Source organism: Haloterrigena salifodinae, from assembly GCF_003977755.1.
Lineage (GTDB): Archaea > Halobacteriota > Halobacteria > Halobacteriales > Natrialbaceae > Haloterrigena > Haloterrigena salifodinae.
The window spans coordinates 161,799-178,847 of sequence record NZ_RQWN01000007.1; the positions used below are offsets into that span (position 1 = coordinate 161,799).

The 17,049-nt window shown below is 65.2% G+C and carries 15 protein-coding genes; 7 read left to right on the top strand and 8 right to left on the bottom strand.

The window, feature by feature from the left end:
• Positions 1-128: 128 nt before the first annotated feature.
• The 3 genes from EH209_RS24995 to EH209_RS22970 form a co-directional block, all read right to left on the bottom strand.
• Entirely contained in the window at positions 129-263 is a 135-nt protein-coding gene (locus EH209_RS24995; protein ID WP_008895538.1) for a DUF7128 family protein, read from the bottom strand.
• A gap of 59 nt (positions 264-322) precedes the next feature.
• On the bottom strand, positions 323-826 hold the full coding sequence (locus EH209_RS22965) for an SHOCT domain-containing protein (RefSeq protein WP_126665123.1): 504 nt from the start codon (positions 824-826) through the stop codon (positions 323-325).
• A gap of 86 nt (positions 827-912) precedes the next feature.
• Complete coding sequence (locus EH209_RS22970) at positions 913-1,821, bottom strand: ribonucleotide-diphosphate reductase subunit beta (RefSeq protein ID WP_394343716.1); 909 nt, start codon at positions 1,819-1,821, stop codon at positions 913-915.
• An 80-nt stretch (positions 1,822-1,901) separates the two neighbouring features.
• Here EH209_RS22970 and EH209_RS22975 point away from each other — a divergent pair, with 80 nt between their 5' ends.
• From EH209_RS22975 to EH209_RS22985, 3 genes are all read left to right on the top strand, one after another.
• Positions 1,902-2,537, top strand: coding sequence for a helix-turn-helix domain-containing protein (locus EH209_RS22975; protein WP_126665124.1), 636 nt, complete (start codon positions 1,902-1,904; stop codon positions 2,535-2,537).
• A gap of 77 nt (positions 2,538-2,614) precedes the next feature.
• A complete protein-coding gene (locus EH209_RS22980; RefSeq protein ID WP_126665125.1) occupies positions 2,615-4,834 on the top strand; it encodes an AAA family ATPase in 2,220 nt (739 codons plus the stop codon).
• 105 nt (positions 4,835-4,939) lie between these two features.
• A complete protein-coding gene (locus EH209_RS22985; protein ID WP_126665126.1) occupies positions 4,940-6,910 on the top strand; it encodes a DEAD/DEAH box helicase in 1,971 nt (656 codons plus the stop codon).
• Here EH209_RS22985 and EH209_RS22990 read toward each other — a convergent pair whose 3' ends face one another.
• Both EH209_RS22990 and EH209_RS22995 read right to left on the bottom strand, forming a co-directional pair.
• Positions 6,911-7,387, bottom strand: coding sequence for a hypothetical protein (locus tag EH209_RS22990; RefSeq protein WP_126665127.1), 477 nt, complete (start codon positions 7,385-7,387; stop codon positions 6,911-6,913).
• Entirely contained in the window at positions 7,377-8,213 is an 837-nt protein-coding gene (locus EH209_RS22995) for a ParA family protein (protein WP_126665128.1), read from the bottom strand. Before EH209_RS22995 ends, EH209_RS22990 begins: the two co-directional genes overlap by 11 nt.
• A gap of 1,033 nt (positions 8,214-9,246) precedes the next feature.
• Here EH209_RS22995 and EH209_RS23000 point away from each other — a divergent pair.
• A complete protein-coding gene (locus EH209_RS23000; RefSeq protein ID WP_126665129.1) occupies positions 9,247-11,094 on the top strand; it encodes a helicase HerA domain-containing protein in 1,848 nt (615 codons plus the stop codon).
• A gap of 10 nt (positions 11,095-11,104) precedes the next feature.
• On the opposite strand, the gene EH209_RS23005 is transcribed toward EH209_RS23000, so the two are convergent.
• Positions 11,105-12,214, bottom strand: a complete 1,110-nt coding sequence (locus EH209_RS23005; RefSeq protein WP_126665130.1) for a DegT/DnrJ/EryC1/StrS family aminotransferase — start codon at positions 12,212-12,214, stop codon at positions 11,105-11,107.
• 225 nt (positions 12,215-12,439) lie between these two features.
• Between EH209_RS23005 and EH209_RS23010 the strand changes: the two genes are divergently transcribed.
• Positions 12,440-14,062 (top strand): alkaline phosphatase family protein, encoded by a 1,623-nt coding sequence (locus EH209_RS23010; RefSeq protein ID WP_126665131.1) that lies wholly within the window; start codon positions 12,440-12,442, stop codon positions 14,060-14,062.
• Positions 14,063-14,064: 2 nt separating this feature from the next.
• Positions 14,065-15,075 carry a lipid II:glycine glycyltransferase FemX gene (locus EH209_RS23015; protein ID WP_126665132.1) on the top strand — a complete coding sequence of 337 codons (1,011 nt, stop codon included), beginning with the start codon at positions 14,065-14,067 and terminating at the stop codon, positions 15,073-15,075.
• A gap of 33 nt (positions 15,076-15,108) precedes the next feature.
• Here the strand turns inward: EH209_RS23015 and EH209_RS23020 are convergent, their stop codons facing one another.
• Together EH209_RS23020 and EH209_RS23025 are read right to left on the bottom strand one after the other, a co-directional pair.
• Positions 15,109-15,375, bottom strand: a complete 267-nt coding sequence (locus tag EH209_RS23020) for a winged helix-turn-helix transcriptional regulator (protein ID WP_126665133.1) — start codon at positions 15,373-15,375, stop codon at positions 15,109-15,111.
• 498 nt (positions 15,376-15,873) lie between these two features.
• Entirely contained in the window at positions 15,874-16,083 is a 210-nt protein-coding gene (locus EH209_RS23025; protein WP_126665134.1) for a DUF7563 family protein, read from the bottom strand.
• A gap of 392 nt (positions 16,084-16,475) precedes the next feature.
• Here EH209_RS23025 and EH209_RS23030 point away from each other — a divergent pair.
• Positions 16,476-17,049: sugar phosphate nucleotidyltransferase (locus EH209_RS23030; RefSeq protein WP_164722114.1), on the top strand; the 574-nt coding region annotated here is incomplete at its 3' end.

Sequence of the window (17,049 nt, forward strand, 5' to 3'; positions counted from 1 at the left end):
GCCACCGTGTTCGAGCTATCAGTCCGCTCTACAATCACGCGTGTGCTGCCTACGACCTGTTCCGGACTCTCGAGTTCGAACACACGCTCGAGCCGGGTGACCGGCGCCGCGGCGTCGACGCCGGTCGCTTACTGGATGTACGACGGGTCGGAGTCGTCGCAGTGGTTCTCGTGTTCGGTCGCGTCTGACTTCTCGTCGAACAACAGCCCGCAGGTCTCGCACTCCCACCAGGTCGCGTCGTCGCGCTCCGTCTGGAGTACCATAGGGAAGCAGTCACTGCGAACGGCAAAATGCGTTTCTCCGAATCTGGAGTCGCTGTTCGTTACTTATCGATCTCGACGTTCGTGTGCGTATTCGACCGCGACTGCGCGTCCGCGGCGTCGTCGTCCAGCAGTCGCTGCATCTCGCGTTCGAACTCCGCTTCGGTGATCTCGCCGTCGACATACTGTTCTTTGAGTCGCTGTCTGCGATCCCCGGTCGTCGGCTCGACTCGCTCCGAGGCGTCGAACTGCCGCAGGACGGGATACTCGCGCTCGAGGCGCTCGACGATCGACGCCAGTCGATCGCTCCGGGGAATCGATTTGGTCCGGAGGACGGAGACGACCGTCGCGACCAGAAACGCGACCGCGATCAGTCCCAGGACGATCGCGGCGACGACCCACTCGGCGGCCGCTCCGAGCATCGCCAGCACGAGGACCTCCTCGCTGTAGGTCGCGCCCCCGGTGAGCACGGAGAGCGCGTCGAAGAGTCCCAGTAGCCCGACGCCGACCAGTAGGATCCCGGTGACGACGAAGCCGCCGAAGTACAGCCAGTGACGCGATGCCATATGGGATAGTCAGCCACGAGACAAAGTAAGTGTACGGGGTTGATCCATCGAAACGGATCTTCGTCTGGTCACCGCTACCAACGGGTCTACGCGTCGAGTTCGGTCAGTTCTTCGACGTCCGGAATCTTCTCGCTCGCGGTCGTGATCTGTTGCATGCGCTGTTCGTGTTTGTTATACGCGTACTCGGCGAGGTCCGACGGGCTTGGACCGGGGCCCGCCTCAGTGCTGGCTCCACCCTCACCGGCAAGGCTGTCTTGGACGAGCGGCACCAGTTCGTCGACCGTGTCCCGAAGCACGTCGGGATCGACTTCGCCGTCCATCACGAACGACTTGAGCTGGGCCATCCCGAAGCCGACGTGGCGACCCTCGTCGCTGCGGACCAGTTTGAGCCCCTCGACCAGCCCCGGCAGATCGGGGAGATCGGATTCCTGCTCCCCGTACGCGAGGGTCAGCCCGTAGTAGCCGGTCTGCGCGAGGATGCCCTCGATTGTCAGATGGTAGTGACAGTGGGCCTTCGCGCGGTTCTCCGGCGTGTCGTCCTCGAGCAGGCGCGCCATCGCCCGTTCGTTGCGCTCGAAGAGTTCGTTGTAGGGGTCGTTGAACCACCGCTCGTCGGTCGGCGACGACCGTTCCTGTCCGCGTCGGTCCTCCTCCGTGTGGATCACCTCCCGCCAGTAGCGGTCGAAAAAGTCGGTGTGTTTCGACTCCTCGTAGAGTTGGGTCGTGATGAACAGCTGGTCCTCGATGTCCTCGAGGACGACCGCCAGCGGCGCGAGGTCCTCGGTCACCGACTCCTCGCCGGCGCCGAACAGCGCCAGCGACCGTTTCAGCCCCTCGAACGCCGGGTCCGGGAGTTCAGCGACGCCCTCACGGTCTGCCTCGAGATCGATCTCGTGGGGGTCCCAGTGCTTCTCGACGGCGTTCCGGTAGTATCGATGGGAACGCGTCGACGAATCCAGTCGCATCTCGGGCCGTGCATCGCGCGTCATGTTCATGTGAGTATACGCTCGAGATCCCGATGAACTTGTATCTCATACAGTAGGGTGTTTAAGTAATATCGGATGCACGTGATCGCATGGGGCTCATCGCGGAGTTCAGATTGACGTCGCTCGATCTCCCACTGACGGACGCGGTCGCGGCCGTCCCTGAGGTCACGGTCTACATCGAACGCATCCTCGTCGTCGATCCCGATCGACCCGTCGTCCTCTGTCGGGTCGTCGACGACTCCGACGGCGAGTTCGGCACCGCGTTGGCCGACGATCCCACGGTCGCAGAGCACATCCCGCTAGACGAATCGAGCGGCAGCACGTTCTACCGGATCAAACTTCGCAATCCGCCAGTCCCGATCTACCGAAAGTACGTCGAACTCGGTACCACGCCGCTTGACGGAATCGTGACCGTCGACGGCTGGTGGGGACGCGCCCGATTCCCCGGCCGCGAGGCGCTGGCCGAGTACCGCGCGTTCTGCGTCGACCGGGGCGCGTCCTTCCAACTCGAGCGACTCACCCGGGAATCGACGGCGGACGATCCACCGTTCGGCCTCACGCAAGAGCAATACGATGCGCTCATCGCGGCCCGGGACGCGGGCTACTTCGCGGTACCGCGGGAGGCGTCGACCGAGAAAATCGGCGAGCGACTGGGGATTTCGGGACCATCGGCCTCCGAGCGCATTCGTCGGGGGATCGATCGGTTGCTCGAGAACGCACTGTAGCAGGACGATACATCGATTCGACGTCAACGTCGATTGACAGGACAATTCTCAAGGCGACGCGGGCGAAAGCACCCTCCATGAGCGAGTCGGATTCGGACGGCGTTTCGCTGACGGTTCGAGCCGCTGAAAAGCGAGACGCCGGGCGCGGCGTCGCACGGATCCCGGAACTAGCGCGGCGCCAGCTCGGCGTATTGAGCGGCGACACCGTCGTCATCGACGGCGAGACGGCGACCGTCGCGAAGATGTGGCCGGCCGATCCATCGGTCCCGGAAAACGTCATCCAGATCGACGGGGACACGCGCGCGAACGCCGGCGCGCACGTCGGGGACACGGTCACCGTTCGGACGAAGGATACGTCGACGATCGCCGAAGCCGAGCGCGTGACGCTGACGCCGCCGCCGACACTAACGGACGACCAGGTAGCGGTCGCCGAACGCGAGGCGACCAAGACGCTCCGCAACCGCCCCGTTCGAGCCGGCGAACAGATCCGAATTGAGGGCGTCGATCAGGAGCCGTTCCGCGTCACTGACACTGCTCCCGACGGAGACGTCCGCATCACGAGCACGACGACGGTCCGGATCGTCGGCGGCGACGCGGCGGCGAGCGGCGGGTCCTCGAGGACTGGCCGGAGCAACGGGCGAAATCGCGATGATGGAACGTCCGGGTCGGCGACGGATGGTACGGGTGCGACCGCGCCAACGGAACCCACCTCCGGCGTCACCTACGAGGACATCGGCGGGTTGGACGAGGAACTCGAGCTCGTTCGGGAGATGATCGAACTCCCGCTCTCCGAGCCCGAACTGTTCCGCCGGCTCGGCGTCGACCCGCCCTCCGGCGTCCTACTGTACGGCCCGCCGGGAACGGGGAAGACGCTGATCGCCCGCGCGGTCGCCAACGAGGTCGACGCCAACTTCGAGACGGTCTCCGGCCCGGAGATCATGTCGAAGTACAAAGGGGAGAGCGAAGAGCGGCTCCGCGAGGTGTTCGAGCGCGCCGAAGAAAATGCACCGACGATCATTTTCTTCGACGAGATCGACTCCATCGCCGGCCAGCGCGACGACGACGGCGACGCCGAAAACCGGATCGTCGGCCAACTGCTGACGCTGATGGACGGCCTCGACGCCCGCGGCGAGGTGATCGTCATCGGCGCGACCAACCGCGTCGACACCATCGATCCCGCGCTCCGTCGGGGCGGTCGCTTCGACCGCGAGATCCAAATCGGCGTCCCCGACGCGGACGGCCGCAGAGAGATACTCGAGGTCCACACCCGCGGGATGCCCCTGGCCGACGACGTCAGCGTCGACACGCTCGCCCGCCGAACACACGGGTTCGTCGGCGCGGATCTCGATTCGGTCGTCAGCGAGGCCGCGATGGCGGCGATCCGCGGGCGGCCGACCGAAAGCGACGAGCGGGCGACGTGGAATCGGGAGCCGACGGTCCACAAGCGCCACTTCGACGAAGCGCTAGCCTCGGTCGAACCCTCCGCGATGCGCGAGTACGTCGCCGAATCGCCCAACACCGACTTCGCGGACGTCGGCGGCCTTGAGGAGGCCAAACAGCTGCTCCGGGAGTCCGTCGAGTGGCCGCTGACCTACGACCGGCTGTTCGAGGAGACCAATACCCAGCCGCCGTCGGGCGTGCTTCTCCACGGACCGCCGGGGACCGGAAAGACGTTACTCGCACGCGCTCTCGCGGGCGAGACCGACGTCAACTTCGTCCGCGTCGACGGCCCCGAGATCGTCGACCGCTACGTCGGGGAATCGGAGAAGGCGATCCGCGAGGTGTTCGAACGCGCCCGCCAGTCCGCGCCATCGATCGTCTTCTTCGACGAGATCGACGCGATCACGAGCGCCCGCGGCGAGGGCAACGAAGTCACCGAGCGAGTCGTCTCCCAACTGCTGACGGAACTCGACGGAATGCGGGAAAACCCAAACCTCGTCGTGCTGGCCGCGACGAATCGCAAGGACCAGATCGATCCCGCCCTGCTCCGTCCCGGACGGCTCGACACCCACGTCTTCGTCGGCGAACCCGACCGCGAGGCCCGCGAGAAGATCCTCGCGGTCCACACCCGCGGCAAGCCGCTGGCCGACGACGTCGACGTCGCGGAACTGGCCGACGAACTCGAGGGGTACACCGGCGCGGACCTCGAGGCGCTCGTCCGAACGGCCTCGATGCAGGCGATCCGAGAAGTTGCTGAGCAGTACGATCCCGAGGACGCCAACGAACGCGCCGACGAGGTCGTTATCGAACGCCGACACCTCGAGGCGGCGCGGGAGAACGGCGCCCCGACGCGGTGACCGTCGGATTGATCGACATCTTCCTCTAGTTCCCGTCGCTGGCGAACGCGATTGCGAACCGCGTCGAACGAAATCGGTTTACTCTCACCGCCGTTACGACCGCCAGTGACCGACGAACGTGCTTCGGAAGCGACCGGTGGCGAGCGCCAGCAGACCGAGGATCCAACGGCTAACGCGGACGGCAACGCTACCGAGGACGAGCAGGACGAGCAGTTCACGCTCGCGGACTTCCACGACGCATCGCAGGAGGCCGGTCGACCGGTGCTTACCGCCGCGGCCCTCTCCCGAGCGCTCGAGCTTTCCCAGGAACGGGCCCGCGACGCGCTCGAGACCCTCGCGGACCGGAACGAGGTCGAACGGCTCTCCGTCGAGACGGATCCCGTCGTCTGGTATCCCAGCGAACTCGAGGATCTGACCGACCGGGAGCGCGTCGTCGTCTTCCCGAAGCGCCGCGAGATCATCGTCGATCGGCCGGACCAGTTCACCCGCGCACAGCTCGCCCAGTTCGCCCACCTCGCAGACGGGAACGGCGACCAGGGGTATCGATACGTCGTCAGGCCCGAGGACATCTGGCAGGCGCCCCACGACTCCTGGGAGAACCTGGCCCGGACGATGCGCCAGGCCCTCGGACAACGCTCGGAGGAACTCGAAGAGTGGGTCCGCAGCCAGTGGGATCGGGCCCACCAGTTCCGGCTGGCGACCCACGAGGACGGCTACACCGTTCTCGAAGCCAAGAGCCCCGAAGTGATGGGCAACGTCGCCCGCCAGAAACTCGGCGAGGAACACGTCCACGCGCCGATTTCGGATACCGAGGACTGGGTCCGGGAGGGCTCGGAAGCCGCGATCAAGCGGATCCTCTACGAGGCGGGCTACCCGGTGCAGGACCACCGCGAACTCGAGTCCGGCGAAGAACTTCCCATCGATCTCGGGGTTCAACTGCGGGACTACCAGCAGACCTGGGTCGATCGGTTCGCGGAGGCCGGCGAGGGCGTCTTCGTTGGCCCGCCGGGCAGCGGAAAGACGGTCGCCGCGATGGGGGCGATGTCCCACGTCGAGGGCGAAACCCTGATTCTGGTGCCGAGCCGTGATCTGGCCCGACAGTGGGCCGACACGATCCTCGAGTACACGTCGCTCGAACCGGAGCAGATCGGCCAGTACCACGGCGGGCGCAAGGAGGTCCGGCCGGTGACGATCGCGACCTACCAGATCGCGGGGATGGACCGCCACCGCTCGCTATTTGACGACCGCGAATGGGGGCTGGTGATCTTCGATGAGTGCCAGCACGTCCCGTCGGACGTCTACCGCCGGAGCACACACCTGCAGTCCAAACACCGGCTCGGCCTCTCTGCCAGCCCGATCCGGGAGGACGACCGCCAGCAGGAGATCTTCACCCTCGTGGGCCCGCCGATCGGCACCGACTGGGAGGCGCTGTTCGAGGCCGGCTTCGTCGCCGAACCGGAACTCGAGATCCGCTACGTCCCGTGGGGCGACGACGAGCAGGGTAACGCCTACGCCTCCGCGGACGGCCAGGAGAAGTACCGGATCGCCGCGAAGAACCGCGGGAAGGTCGACGAGGTTCGGTACCTGCTGTCGGCCCACCCCGACTCGAAGGCGCTGGTGTTCGTCGACTACCTAGAACAGGGGACAGATCTCGCGAATGCGTTGGACGTCCCCTTCCTCAGCGGCGAGACGCCCCACCACGAGCGCCGGCGGCTGCTCGACGAGTTCCGCCGGAACGAGCGGGACCTCCTCATCATTTCGCGGGTCGGCGACGAGGGGATCGACCTCCCGACGGCCGATCTGGCGATCGTCGCCTCGGGGCTCGGCGGCTCGAGACGGCAGGGAACCCAGCGGGCCGGGCGGACGATGCGCCCTGCCGGCGGCGCGCTCGTCTACGTGCTCGCGACGCGAGGGACCCGCGAGGAGGACTTCGCCCGCAAACAGCTCCAGCACCTCGGTCGCAAAGGGATGACGATCCGCGAGCAGAACGTCGAACGCGGCGAGGACTCCGAAACCGATGACACCGGCACGAACGACGGGGCTGACGGGGTCGACGGGAGCGTCGCCGACGAGTAGCTACTCCTCGCGGGCCTCGAGGATCTCGTCGATCACGCCCTCGGTGTCCGCGGCCGCGAGTCGGAAGACGGCGTCGTAGAACTCGCGACCGGTCAGATCGCGAACGTCGTGGTCCGTCCGCAGCTGTGCATCTATTAACGCGCGCGCATCGTCTAGATCGGCGAGCGTCTCCGGACGGACGTACACCGTCTTCTTCTCGGTCGCGTCGAACGGGAACGCCGTCGGGTCATCAGTGTTGGCGTTGTCAGCGGTATCGCCATCGGCATCGGATTCCGCCGTCTCGGCGCTGGAGTCCGATTCGGACCCGCTCGAGTCTCCGCCGGTCTCGGAGTCGGATACGGACGCGTCGTCTTCGGCCGTCGGCGAATGGGACTCCTCGCTCGAGGACTCGGCAGCCGCCGATTCGGCGTCCGACTCCTCGTCGGGGTCGTCCTCGACGGCGTCGCTCAGTCCGGCGAAGCGGTTGTCATCGGGCATCGTCGACACCTCCGCACTCGACGATGGCGGCGAGTTCGTCCAACCGGTCGAGCATATCGTTGTCGGGGTCGTACTCGGCGAGCGGGACGCCCTCGCGCCAGGCCCGGCGGAAGGCGATCCGCTCGCGAAGGCCGGGGCCGGGCGAGTCCGGATCGTCGAAGTGCTCCGAGCGGGCGAACTGGGGGAGGAACTCGCCGAACTGAGACTCCTCGAGGTCGGTGATGATGCGCTTTTCCTCGTTGTCGCCGGCCAGCGAGTTAGGGACGATCGCCGTGATGTCGAGGTCGATCTCCTTGCGGATCGGCCCGATCTGCTGGGTGTACATCCGCTCGAAGCCGCTGACGCTGGGCTCGCTCATCCGCAGCGGGACGATAACGTTCTGGGTGGAAATGAGCGAGGCGTCGGCCAGCGGTCCGAGGTTCGGCGGCGAGTCGACGACGACGTAGTCGTAGGTCTCGCCGAGCACCGGATCGACGATCTCGTTTCGGATCCAGAGTTCGCCGAAGGTCGCGCTGCGGATGCTATTCTCGACGCTGTCTAGATCCTCGTGGGCCGGTAGGACGTCGAACGCACCAGCCGAGCGGATCACGTCGCCGAGCGTCGTCTCGGTACTGTCCTCTAAGACGTCCCCGATGTGAACGTCGCTCGTGTATGCGTCGCTCAGGCCGACACCTTCGGTGGCGTTGCCCTGCTGGTCTAAGTCCACGAGCAGGACGTCGTTGTCGCGGTTGGCGAGTCGTTCGGCGAGGTTGATCGCGAGAGTCGTCTTGCCGACGCCGCCCTTCTGCAGGGCGACACTGACGGCGCGTGGAGTTTCAGTCGTCATGCGTGGGAAGGTCCGTCGCCGCGGCCGATCTCGGGCGGGAGCGATGCGGACGGTTCGAACGTTGGAAACCGCTTCCACTGTGTACACCGTGTAGAATGTACAAACCGTCTCGGATCTGGGGACGGTCGGCTCCGAGCGATTCGAATCGGGATTCCGCGGACGGCGTTCCGCCGTCGATGTAGACACGGTCGTCCGTGGTCCGAACGTCGGAAGCACTGCAAACGGTTCGGGCCTCGAGCACGGTTCAAACGGTGTCCACAGTTTAGACTGTGTCGGTCGAGCGGGATCTGGTCGGTAGCCGCCCGCGCGAACGCTGCTCGAGGTGGAAACCGTCTACACAGTGGAGACATCGGATCAGTCACGGTCGTGATCGACGCGATCGGACGCGACGAGTAACACGCCTATCATTCGGGTAAGATAACTTAACAGTAGTGGAACCGTCTACACATTCTATACGGTGTGGACGGTGTACTGCTCGGATGACTCGACACAGTGTAGACGGTGTGAATCTCAGACGGCCTTCAAGTAGGATATCGGCTTTACAATCGGTCATTGGCATTCTGGGGAGGGCGTTTACACGGTTTAGACAGTGTACAAAGTGTAGACTGTGTACAAATCGTCAGCGGTGCACACAGCCTACGAATTGTACACGGTACTCCATGGCGAGGAACCGAATTGAAACGCCGAGGCGACCGGTACCTATCGACCGAACTCGAGGGCAACACTCCACTGTTTAGAATGTGTACACAGTTTGAACTGTCTAATCTTCCAGGCGGCATGCGCAACCGGAAACTCGAGCAGAGGCAGTTGTACAGGACGTCAGGTTGTTAGTAGTGAAACCGATACATTCGTACGAAAGATACTCGGTACAGTGTAGACAGTTCACACATTGTACACCGTTTCGACTGTGAGAGGAAACAGCGACCGGTCCGAAGGAACGCCGGAATCCACCGGACGAGGCCAATATTCAAGGTGCCGTATTCGGAGTGTACCCATATATGACTACGTCGCGCGCGCTCGAGGTGAGTAGTCGGTGAGCGACCAACGCCAGATTCTGGTCGGCGAAACCGACGACGGGTCGGAGCTGCGGCTCCCGGTCGTCGAATTGCTGACCGGTCGCGGGTTCGTCACCGGCAAGTCGGGATCCGGGAAGTCGAACACCGCATCGGTCATCGCCGAGGAGTTACTCGAGGCCGGCTTCCCCCTCCTGATCGTCGACACCGACGGCGAGTACTACGGGCTCAAGGAGGAGTACGAGATGCTCCACGCCGGCGCCGACGAGGAGTGCGACATCCAGATCGGGCCGGAGCACGCCGAACAGATGGCGAGTCTCGCACTCGAGGAGAACGTCCCGATCATTCTCGACGTCTCGGGCTACCTCGACGAGGACGTGGCCGACGAACTGCTGCGCAAGATCGCTCGCCAACTGTTCATCAAGGAGAAGAAGATGAAGAAGCCCTTCCTGCTCGTGGTCGAGGAGGTCCACGAGTACATTCCGGAGGGGGGCGGCGTCGGCGAGACGGGGAACCTGCTGATCAAGATCAGCAAGCGCGGCCGCAAACACGGGCTGGGCATTCTGGGGATCAGCCAGCGGCCCGCCGACGTCAAGAAGGACTTCATCACGCAGGCCAACTGGCTCGTCTGGCACCGGCTAACCTGGGACAACGACACCAAGGTCGTCGGGCGGATCATCGACACCGAGTACTCGGAACTCGTCTCAGAACTGAACGACGGGCAGGCATTCGTCCAGACCGACTGGACCGAGGTCGACGTCCGAAAGGTCCAGTTCCGCCGCAAGCGGACCTTCGACGCGGGCGCGACCCCCGGGCTCGACGACTTCGAGCGACCCGAACTGAAGTCTGTTTCCGACGCGCTGGTCGGCGACCTCGAGAACATCTCCGAGCGCAAGGAGCGCGAGCAGGACCGGATCAACGAACTCGAGGCCGAACTCGAGAAGAAGGAAAAACGGATCGAGACTCTGGAGGACGAACTCGAGTCGGCACGGGACGTCTCGTCGGCGGCCAAACAGATGGCCGACGCGCTGACCGGGAAGGAGACGGTCCAGGCCCAACTCGGTGGCGGCAACGACGAGGAACTGCGTCGCCTCCACGACGAGATCGTCGACCTCGAGGACGAACGCGACGAGCTTCGAGCGGAACTCGAGGAGCGAGACGAGCGCATCGAGACGCTGGAGACGACCCTCGAGTCGCGAACGGAGACCGTCGAGCGACTCCGCGAGGAAAACGGGCGGCTTCTGGATCGCGTTCGCGAACTCGAGGAGAGCGAGTCCGACCCCGAGACGACCACGACGGAGTCGGACGACGAGATCGTCCACGCCGGCGGCGACGCCATCGAGTTCGGATTCACGTCGATCCGCGAAGAACTCGAGAAGCGGGACGAGGCGACGAGCGACGGCGACCGCGACGGGACCACGCGAGACGACACCGAGCGGACGGAGTTCGAACGGAACGCGATCGAACGGAACAAGGCCGAACCGAATGCGGCCGAACAAAGCAAGACCGAACCGAACGTAGCCGAACCAAACGAGGCCGAGCGAGACGAACGGGTGACAACTGCGAGCGAAGGCCCGTCGTTCGAAGCCCTGTTCGAGGACGATTGGATCGACGAGCGACTCGAGACGGCGGCCGGGCAGTCCCAGTGTACGGCGGCGACCGGACGACGCGCGCTGGCCATCCTGGCTCGAGACGGACCGCTCGAGACGGTGGTCCTCGCCGAACGGGTCGATCGATCGACGGTCGCCGTCCAGAGTCTCCTCTCGGAACTGCGGACCGAAGGCGTCCTCGACCGACCCACCGAACGGACCTACACGCTCAGCGATGACGTCCGCGGGGAGCTGACCGCCGCGGCGCGGGTCGACTAACGTTCGCGACTCACCATCGGAGCCGGTCGCCAACGGCCTCGATCGCAGCCGGGTCGACTCCCTGGTGGACCGGCAGGGCGACGGTCTCCCGAGCCAGTCGCCGCGTGACCGTGTAGGCTGGATCGTCACGGACGGTCGCGGCGAGTCGCGGCCACGTGTGCGCGGCGACCCCGCACCGCTCGAGCGCCGCGACGAGTCGCTGCGGCGAGTCCGTTCGGAGAGGGAAGACCTGCGGACAGATCCCTTCGGGAAGGGTTTCGTGGTAGATTTCGACGCCGGACCGGGAATCGAAGCAGCGTCGCCACGCGAGGTAGTTGGTCCGGCGGGCGCGCCGGATCGCCGACGGATCGGCGGCGGCGACGACGGCCGCCGAGACCCTCGACATCGGCGTCTTTCCGGCCTCGTACCGCGCCTTCGGATCCGGGACCGACGCCGATCGCTCGGCGACCAGCCGCTCGACCGTCCGGCGGACCGTCGCGTTCGCTGCGAGGAGGTCGCCGGCGACCGACTCGAGGACGTGCCGGCAGTCGTCGACCACGAACTCGTCGCGGACGCCGGCGAACGACGACGGCTCGAGTCGCGCGGCGACGGACTCGTCGTTGCAGTAGAGGATGGCACCGTCCGGAACCGGCAACAGCTTTCGGAGGCTCGTGATGCCGAGGTGACCGCGGGTGCCGAGTAATGTACCGTTATCGACGCTGAGCGGTGCGTGTGCGTTGTCGTCGACGTGGTAGCAGTCGCGGTCGTCGAGCAGCGACGCGACCGCTTCGAGCCCGGGTTGGGAAAACCCGAAGTAGTCGACCGTCACGACCGCGGCCGTCTCGTCGTCGAGCCGCTCGACGAGGTCGGCGCGGTTCGGGGCGAGCGTCTCCCGAATGCGGTAGTACCGGGGCTCGAGCCCGAGGTCGCGAAACGGTTCGACGACCGCGTCCGGCAGGTACGCGGGAACGAGGACGTTCTCGCCGGGAGAGACGAGTCCCGCGAGCCCGTCATAGAGTGCTGCCTTTCCGGAACCGTAGAACGCGAAGTTGGCGGTGTAGCGCTCGAGAAACGGTCCGATTCCGATCGCCCGCCGGTCGAGCAGTGTCCGGGCGGATAGCGACGGATGTTCACTGATCATGGCCATATCGCGGGAGAGTACCGTTTTGAATCGACTCGACCATCCCAACGGGAACGCTACGATCGACGATATAGTGATTGGGATGATATCACCTGGCACGTGATAGGCAACCAATGATTACTCGGAGAGACGAGGCTAAATACGCGCCATTGCCATGAGCAATCCGAACATACGGCGGCCAAACTGATCGAATAACAAAACAGAGGTATCTCCTCTCCCGTCTCCATGGGAGCTTCGGCAACCGAAACCGAACTCGAGCTGCTCGTGGTCGGGCTCGACGGGAGCTGTCGGTCAGTGCTCGAGCCGCTGTTCGAGGCGGACGAGATTCCGACGATCGAACGACTGATCAAGACCGGGACCAGTGGCCCGCTGGAGTCACAGATCCCGCCGTGGACGGCGAGCGCCTGGCCGTCGGTCTACACGGGGAAGAATCCGGGGAAACACGGCGTCTACGACTTCCTCTCTTTCGACGGTTACGACTGGGACGTGGTGAACGCGACCCACGTCCGGGAGCGGCCGGTCTGGGAGTTACTCGACGAGTACGGCCTCTCGAGCGTCGTCGTCAACGTCCCCGTCACGCATCCGCCGCGGGAATTTGACGGCGCGCTGATTCCGGGCCTGACCGCGCCGGAGGATCCCCCCTGCCATCCGGAAGGGATCCTCGAGGACGTGAAGCTGGCCAGCGACGGCTACCACGTCTATCCGCAGGGGACCGACGCGCCGGATCAGTCGATCGAGAGCTACGAGCGGACAATCGAGGATCGCGGCTCTGCGTTTCGCTACCTCGCTCGACGGATCGAGCCCGAGTTTGGGTTCCTCCAGTTTCAGGCGACCGACACCGTCTTCCACGAGCGGCCGGGCGACAAGGCGGCCATCGAGGCCGTCTACCGTGCGGTCGATCGGCAGCTTCGGGAGACGCTCGCGGAGACCGACCCGGAAAACGTCCTGCTCGTCAGCGATCACGGGATCGGCAAAGTGACCGGCCACGAGTTCCGCGTCAACGAGTTCCTGCGCGAGCAGGGGCACGTCGCGGTCGAGAGCGGCGGCGGCATGCCGAACTGGTCGACGACGTGGGAGAACGAGTTGCTCGAGGGCGAGACGGCCGGTGACGACGAGACGGGCGCGCTCGAGCGCGCAATGAACGCCGCCGCGAAGGCCGGGATTACGACCCAGCGAGTCGCCGCGGCGCTCGATATGGTCGGGCTGAAGGAGCCGATCGGCAAGCGAGTTCCGAACGGCATGATTCAGGCGGCGAGCGAGCGGGTCGACTTCCCCGAGTCGACGGCGTACGTCCGCTCGAAGAGCGAACTCGGCGTGCGGATCAACCTCGAGGGCCGCGAGCCAAACGGGCAAGTGCCCGAATCCGACTACGAGGCGGTCAGATCCGAGCTGATCGACCGACTCTCGGCCGTTCAAACGCCCGACGGCGAGCCGATGTTCGAGGCCGTCGAGCCGCGGGAGACGTACTTCGAGGGGCCGTACGTGGACGAGGCGCCGGACATTCTGACGGTCCCCGCCGACTTCGACAACGCGATCGTCGCCGACGTCGGCACCGAGCAGTTCGGCGAGCCGATGGAGCCGTGGAACCACAAGCGAACCGGCATCGTCGCCGCCGCGGGGAGCGACGTCGACGAGTCAGTCTCGCTCGGAGGAGCGACGATCTTCGACGTCGCGCCGACGATCTGCGCGCTGTTCGACGTACCGATCGACGCCGAGATGGACGGCGCGGCGCTGCCGGTCGTCGACGCCGGAGAAGAGACGACGTATCCCGATTACGAACCCGATCCGATCCGCGCGACCGACGACGGGGCCGTCGAAGACCACCTCTCGGACCTGGGGTATCTCTGACGATGAGTATCGAAGTAACGACGCTCGATCCGCGGACCGACGCCGACGAGTGGAATCGATACGTCGAGCGCTCGGACGGGACGAACCCGTTCTACCGAGCCGAAGCGCTCCGCCTGCAGGCGACGGACACCGGGACGACGCCGCACCTGCTCGCCGGGTTCAAGGGCCAGGAGCCGATCGGGATCTTCCCCGTCTTCGAGTACGGGAAGGGGCCGGTCACCGGCGCGTTCTCGCCGGCGCCGTTCTCGTGGTCCTGTTACCTCGGGCCGGCGCTGCTGAACGTCGACAAGCTCAAACAGCGCAAGGCCGACCGCCGAACGCGGCGGTTCCTCGAGGGCTGTCTCGCCTACATCGATCAGGAGCTCTCGCCGCTGTACGCCAAGTTCGTCACCGCCGAGTTCGACGACGTGCGGACGTTCACCTGGAACGAGTACACCGTCGAACCGGGCTACACCTACGTCGTCGACCTCGAGGGAAGCGAGGACGACCTGTTGAAGCGGTTCAGCAGCGACGCGCGGAGCAACGTCCGCAACGCCGACCCGGACGCTTACGTCGTCGAAGAGGGCGACGGAGACGACGTCGAGCGCATCGTCGAGCAGGTCGCGGCCCGCTATGAGAGCCAGAGCAAGCCGTTCCAGCTGAGCACGGAATTCGCCCGTTCGATGTACGAACAACTGCCCGACGGCGCGATCCGGCCGTACGTCTGTCGCGTCGACGGGACGTTCGTCGGCGGGATCCTCGTAGTCGAATCCGATCGGACCCGCTACCGGTGGCAGGGCGGGGTCAAACCCGATACCGACGTCGACGTCCCGATCAACGACCTGCTCGACTGGCACGTCATGCGCGACGGCCTTCGCGACGGACTCGAGCGGTACGACCTCGTCGGCGCCGGCGTGCCGAGCATCAACCGATACAAGGCGAAGTTCAACCCCCGCCTCGAGACTCACTACGAGATCACGTCGGGTTCGTTCGGGATCGATCTGGTGGTCGACCGCTACCAAAAACACAGCTGAGCCCGCGGGTGGAAACCGGCGGCGCTCAGACGATCAGTCGGCTATCTGATACTTCGACTGCCGGGCGTCCTCGAGGTGGACACGGCTGGTGACCAGGCCCGCGTCCTCGAGTTTGCCGAGCGCGTACCGGACGGTTCGAGCGCAGAGTCGGGACTCGACGGCGATCTCTTCCTGAGTCATCGACCCCTCGTACTCGAGGACCTTGTAGACGAGTTTCGAACTGGGCGGCAGTTCGGTCAGCGACTCGGTTGGATCCGGGTCGTCGGCGTCGACCTCGGAGTCGGGTTCGGTCGCGCTCATCGCTGGCCCCGAGCGGTCGACTCGCGTCGCGTTGTGCGGGCGATACCCGAACCGAACGGCGGATCGGCCGGCGGTCGGTCCGCAACTGCGGCGGTCCGATCGGACCGGCGGCCGGAAAGCGGACGAACTGTCTCCATTCGTACCCGGATCAAAACGGGCGGTTCGTATATACGATATCGACAGTTCAGAAATCTAGGGAGCGGCTAACCCGGATATCGAACGGATAATGTGGAGCGAACGATCGACTACGCGCCGGATCGATCGGCGGCCGTCGGGCGGAGCGGCGAGGAGCGGTGGCTGTCGACTTCGACGCGGACCGTAGACGACGGACAGTCGCCGGCCGGGACAACCGCCCGGTCGACGCTCGCGGCCTCGTCGCGGCCCGGTGAGAGTGGGAATCGGCTGCGACGTCGGGACCGACAGCTGGCGATCCGACTGCCCGCGGAGACGGTCGATCGCTCGAGAACGGACGCGGTACCTGACGAACAACGAACGAAATCAGCGGGCTTCCTTCGGGATGAAATCCGAAGTTTTCATTTCGCGGTACGTCGCACAGTCGGGACAGGCGTGAACGACGTCGCGGTTATCCCCGAAGACGCGGGAGAACTGACGCGTCACCTGGTTCCCACAGTTGACACAGCGAGGGGCGGTCGTTTCCTGGCCGGACGTCATCGGCGTCCACTTCGCGTCGGTTGGTTCCGTCGACATCAACAACTCGTAGCGACAGAACGGTATTTACTATAGACTGCATAATCCCGCTGCTCGGCCGACCGCGCGGATATCAGTCGAGAAAATCAGTCCCGCGAGACAGTTCGGCAAACAGCAGTGTTACCCTCTCTCACGGTAGAAATTCAATATTTCTTTGGATTAACGGACTGTTTTACCCGGCGTGAACGTCGGTTCGGCGACCGGTCTCGGCGACGCGTTGCGCGAACGATCGCAGTCGTCCCCGAGGGGAGGTTGGCCGAGAACGAATCCATCGGCTGCAATCGGGCGACAGCGGGCCTCGACGGGCCGGAATACGGCGGAAATGACCGGAAAACCGCCCGACGGCAGTAGTAGCTGTATAATTATCCGGCGAATCCGGGAAGGGACCGTCAATGCAAGCCGTTGTGCTTACGGCGGGTGAGGGAACGCGAATCAGACCGCTCTCCGCGACGTTGCCGAAGCCGATGTTGCCAGTCGCCGACCGGCCGCTGGCCGCCCACACCGTCGACGCGGCCGTCGACGCGGGGGCGGACGAAATCGTCCTCGTCGTCGGCTACGAGGACGAGACCGTTCGCGACTACTTCGGCGACGAATACCGCGGGGTTCCGGTCTCGTACGCGGTCCAGACCGAACAGGCCGGAACGTCCCACGCCGTCGCCGCCGCCAAAGACCGCATCGACGGACCGTTCGCCGTCCTGAACGGCGACAACCTCTACGATCCGACGGCGATCGACCAACTGTTCGCGAACTGTCCGGCCGTCGGCGCCGTCGAAGTGGCCAAACCGCGGAATTACGGCGTCCTCAGCACCGAAGACGGGGTCGTCGACGACATCACCGAGAAACCGTCGGAGCCGCCGACGAACCTCGCCAACGCCGGCGCCTACGCCTTCCCCGAACGCGCCCGCGAGTGGCTCGAGGTCCCCGAAAGCGAGCGCGGCGAACACGAGATCACCGACGTGCTCGCGA

Bases quoted from the DNA above. Each gene is read 5' to 3' on its own strand.
- EH209_RS24995 (WP_008895538.1), bottom strand. From the start codon at position 263: ATGGTACTCCAGACGGAGCGCGACGACGCGACCTGGTGGGAGTGCGAG.
- EH209_RS22965 (WP_126665123.1), bottom strand. From the start codon at position 826: ATGGCATCGCGTCACTGGCTGTACTTCGGCGGCTTCGTCGTCACCGGG.
- EH209_RS22970 (WP_394343716.1), bottom strand. From the start codon at position 1,821: ATGAACATGACGCGCGATGCACGGCCCGAGATGCGACTGGATTCGTCG.
- EH209_RS22975 (WP_126665124.1), top strand. From the start codon at position 1,902: ATGGGGCTCATCGCGGAGTTCAGATTGACGTCGCTCGATCTCCCACTG.
- EH209_RS22980 (WP_126665125.1), top strand. From the start codon at position 2,615: ATGAGCGAGTCGGATTCGGACGGCGTTTCGCTGACGGTTCGAGCCGCT.
- EH209_RS22990 (WP_126665127.1), bottom strand. From the start codon at position 7,387: ATGCCCGATGACAACCGCTTCGCCGGACTGAGCGACGCCGTCGAGGAC.
- EH209_RS22995 (WP_126665128.1), bottom strand. From the start codon at position 8,213: ATGACGACTGAAACTCCACGCGCCGTCAGTGTCGCCCTGCAGAAGGGC.
- EH209_RS23005 (WP_126665130.1), bottom strand. From the start codon at position 12,214: ATGATCAGTGAACATCCGTCGCTATCCGCCCGGACACTGCTCGACCGG.
- EH209_RS23010 (WP_126665131.1), top strand. From the start codon at position 12,440: ATGGGAGCTTCGGCAACCGAAACCGAACTCGAGCTGCTCGTGGTCGGG.
- EH209_RS23015 (WP_126665132.1), top strand. From the start codon at position 14,065: ATGAGTATCGAAGTAACGACGCTCGATCCGCGGACCGACGCCGACGAG.
- EH209_RS23020 (WP_126665133.1), bottom strand. From the start codon at position 15,375: ATGAGCGCGACCGAACCCGACTCCGAGGTCGACGCCGACGACCCGGAT.
- EH209_RS23025 (WP_126665134.1), bottom strand. From the start codon at position 16,083: ATGTCGACGGAACCAACCGACGCGAAGTGGACGCCGATGACGTCCGGC.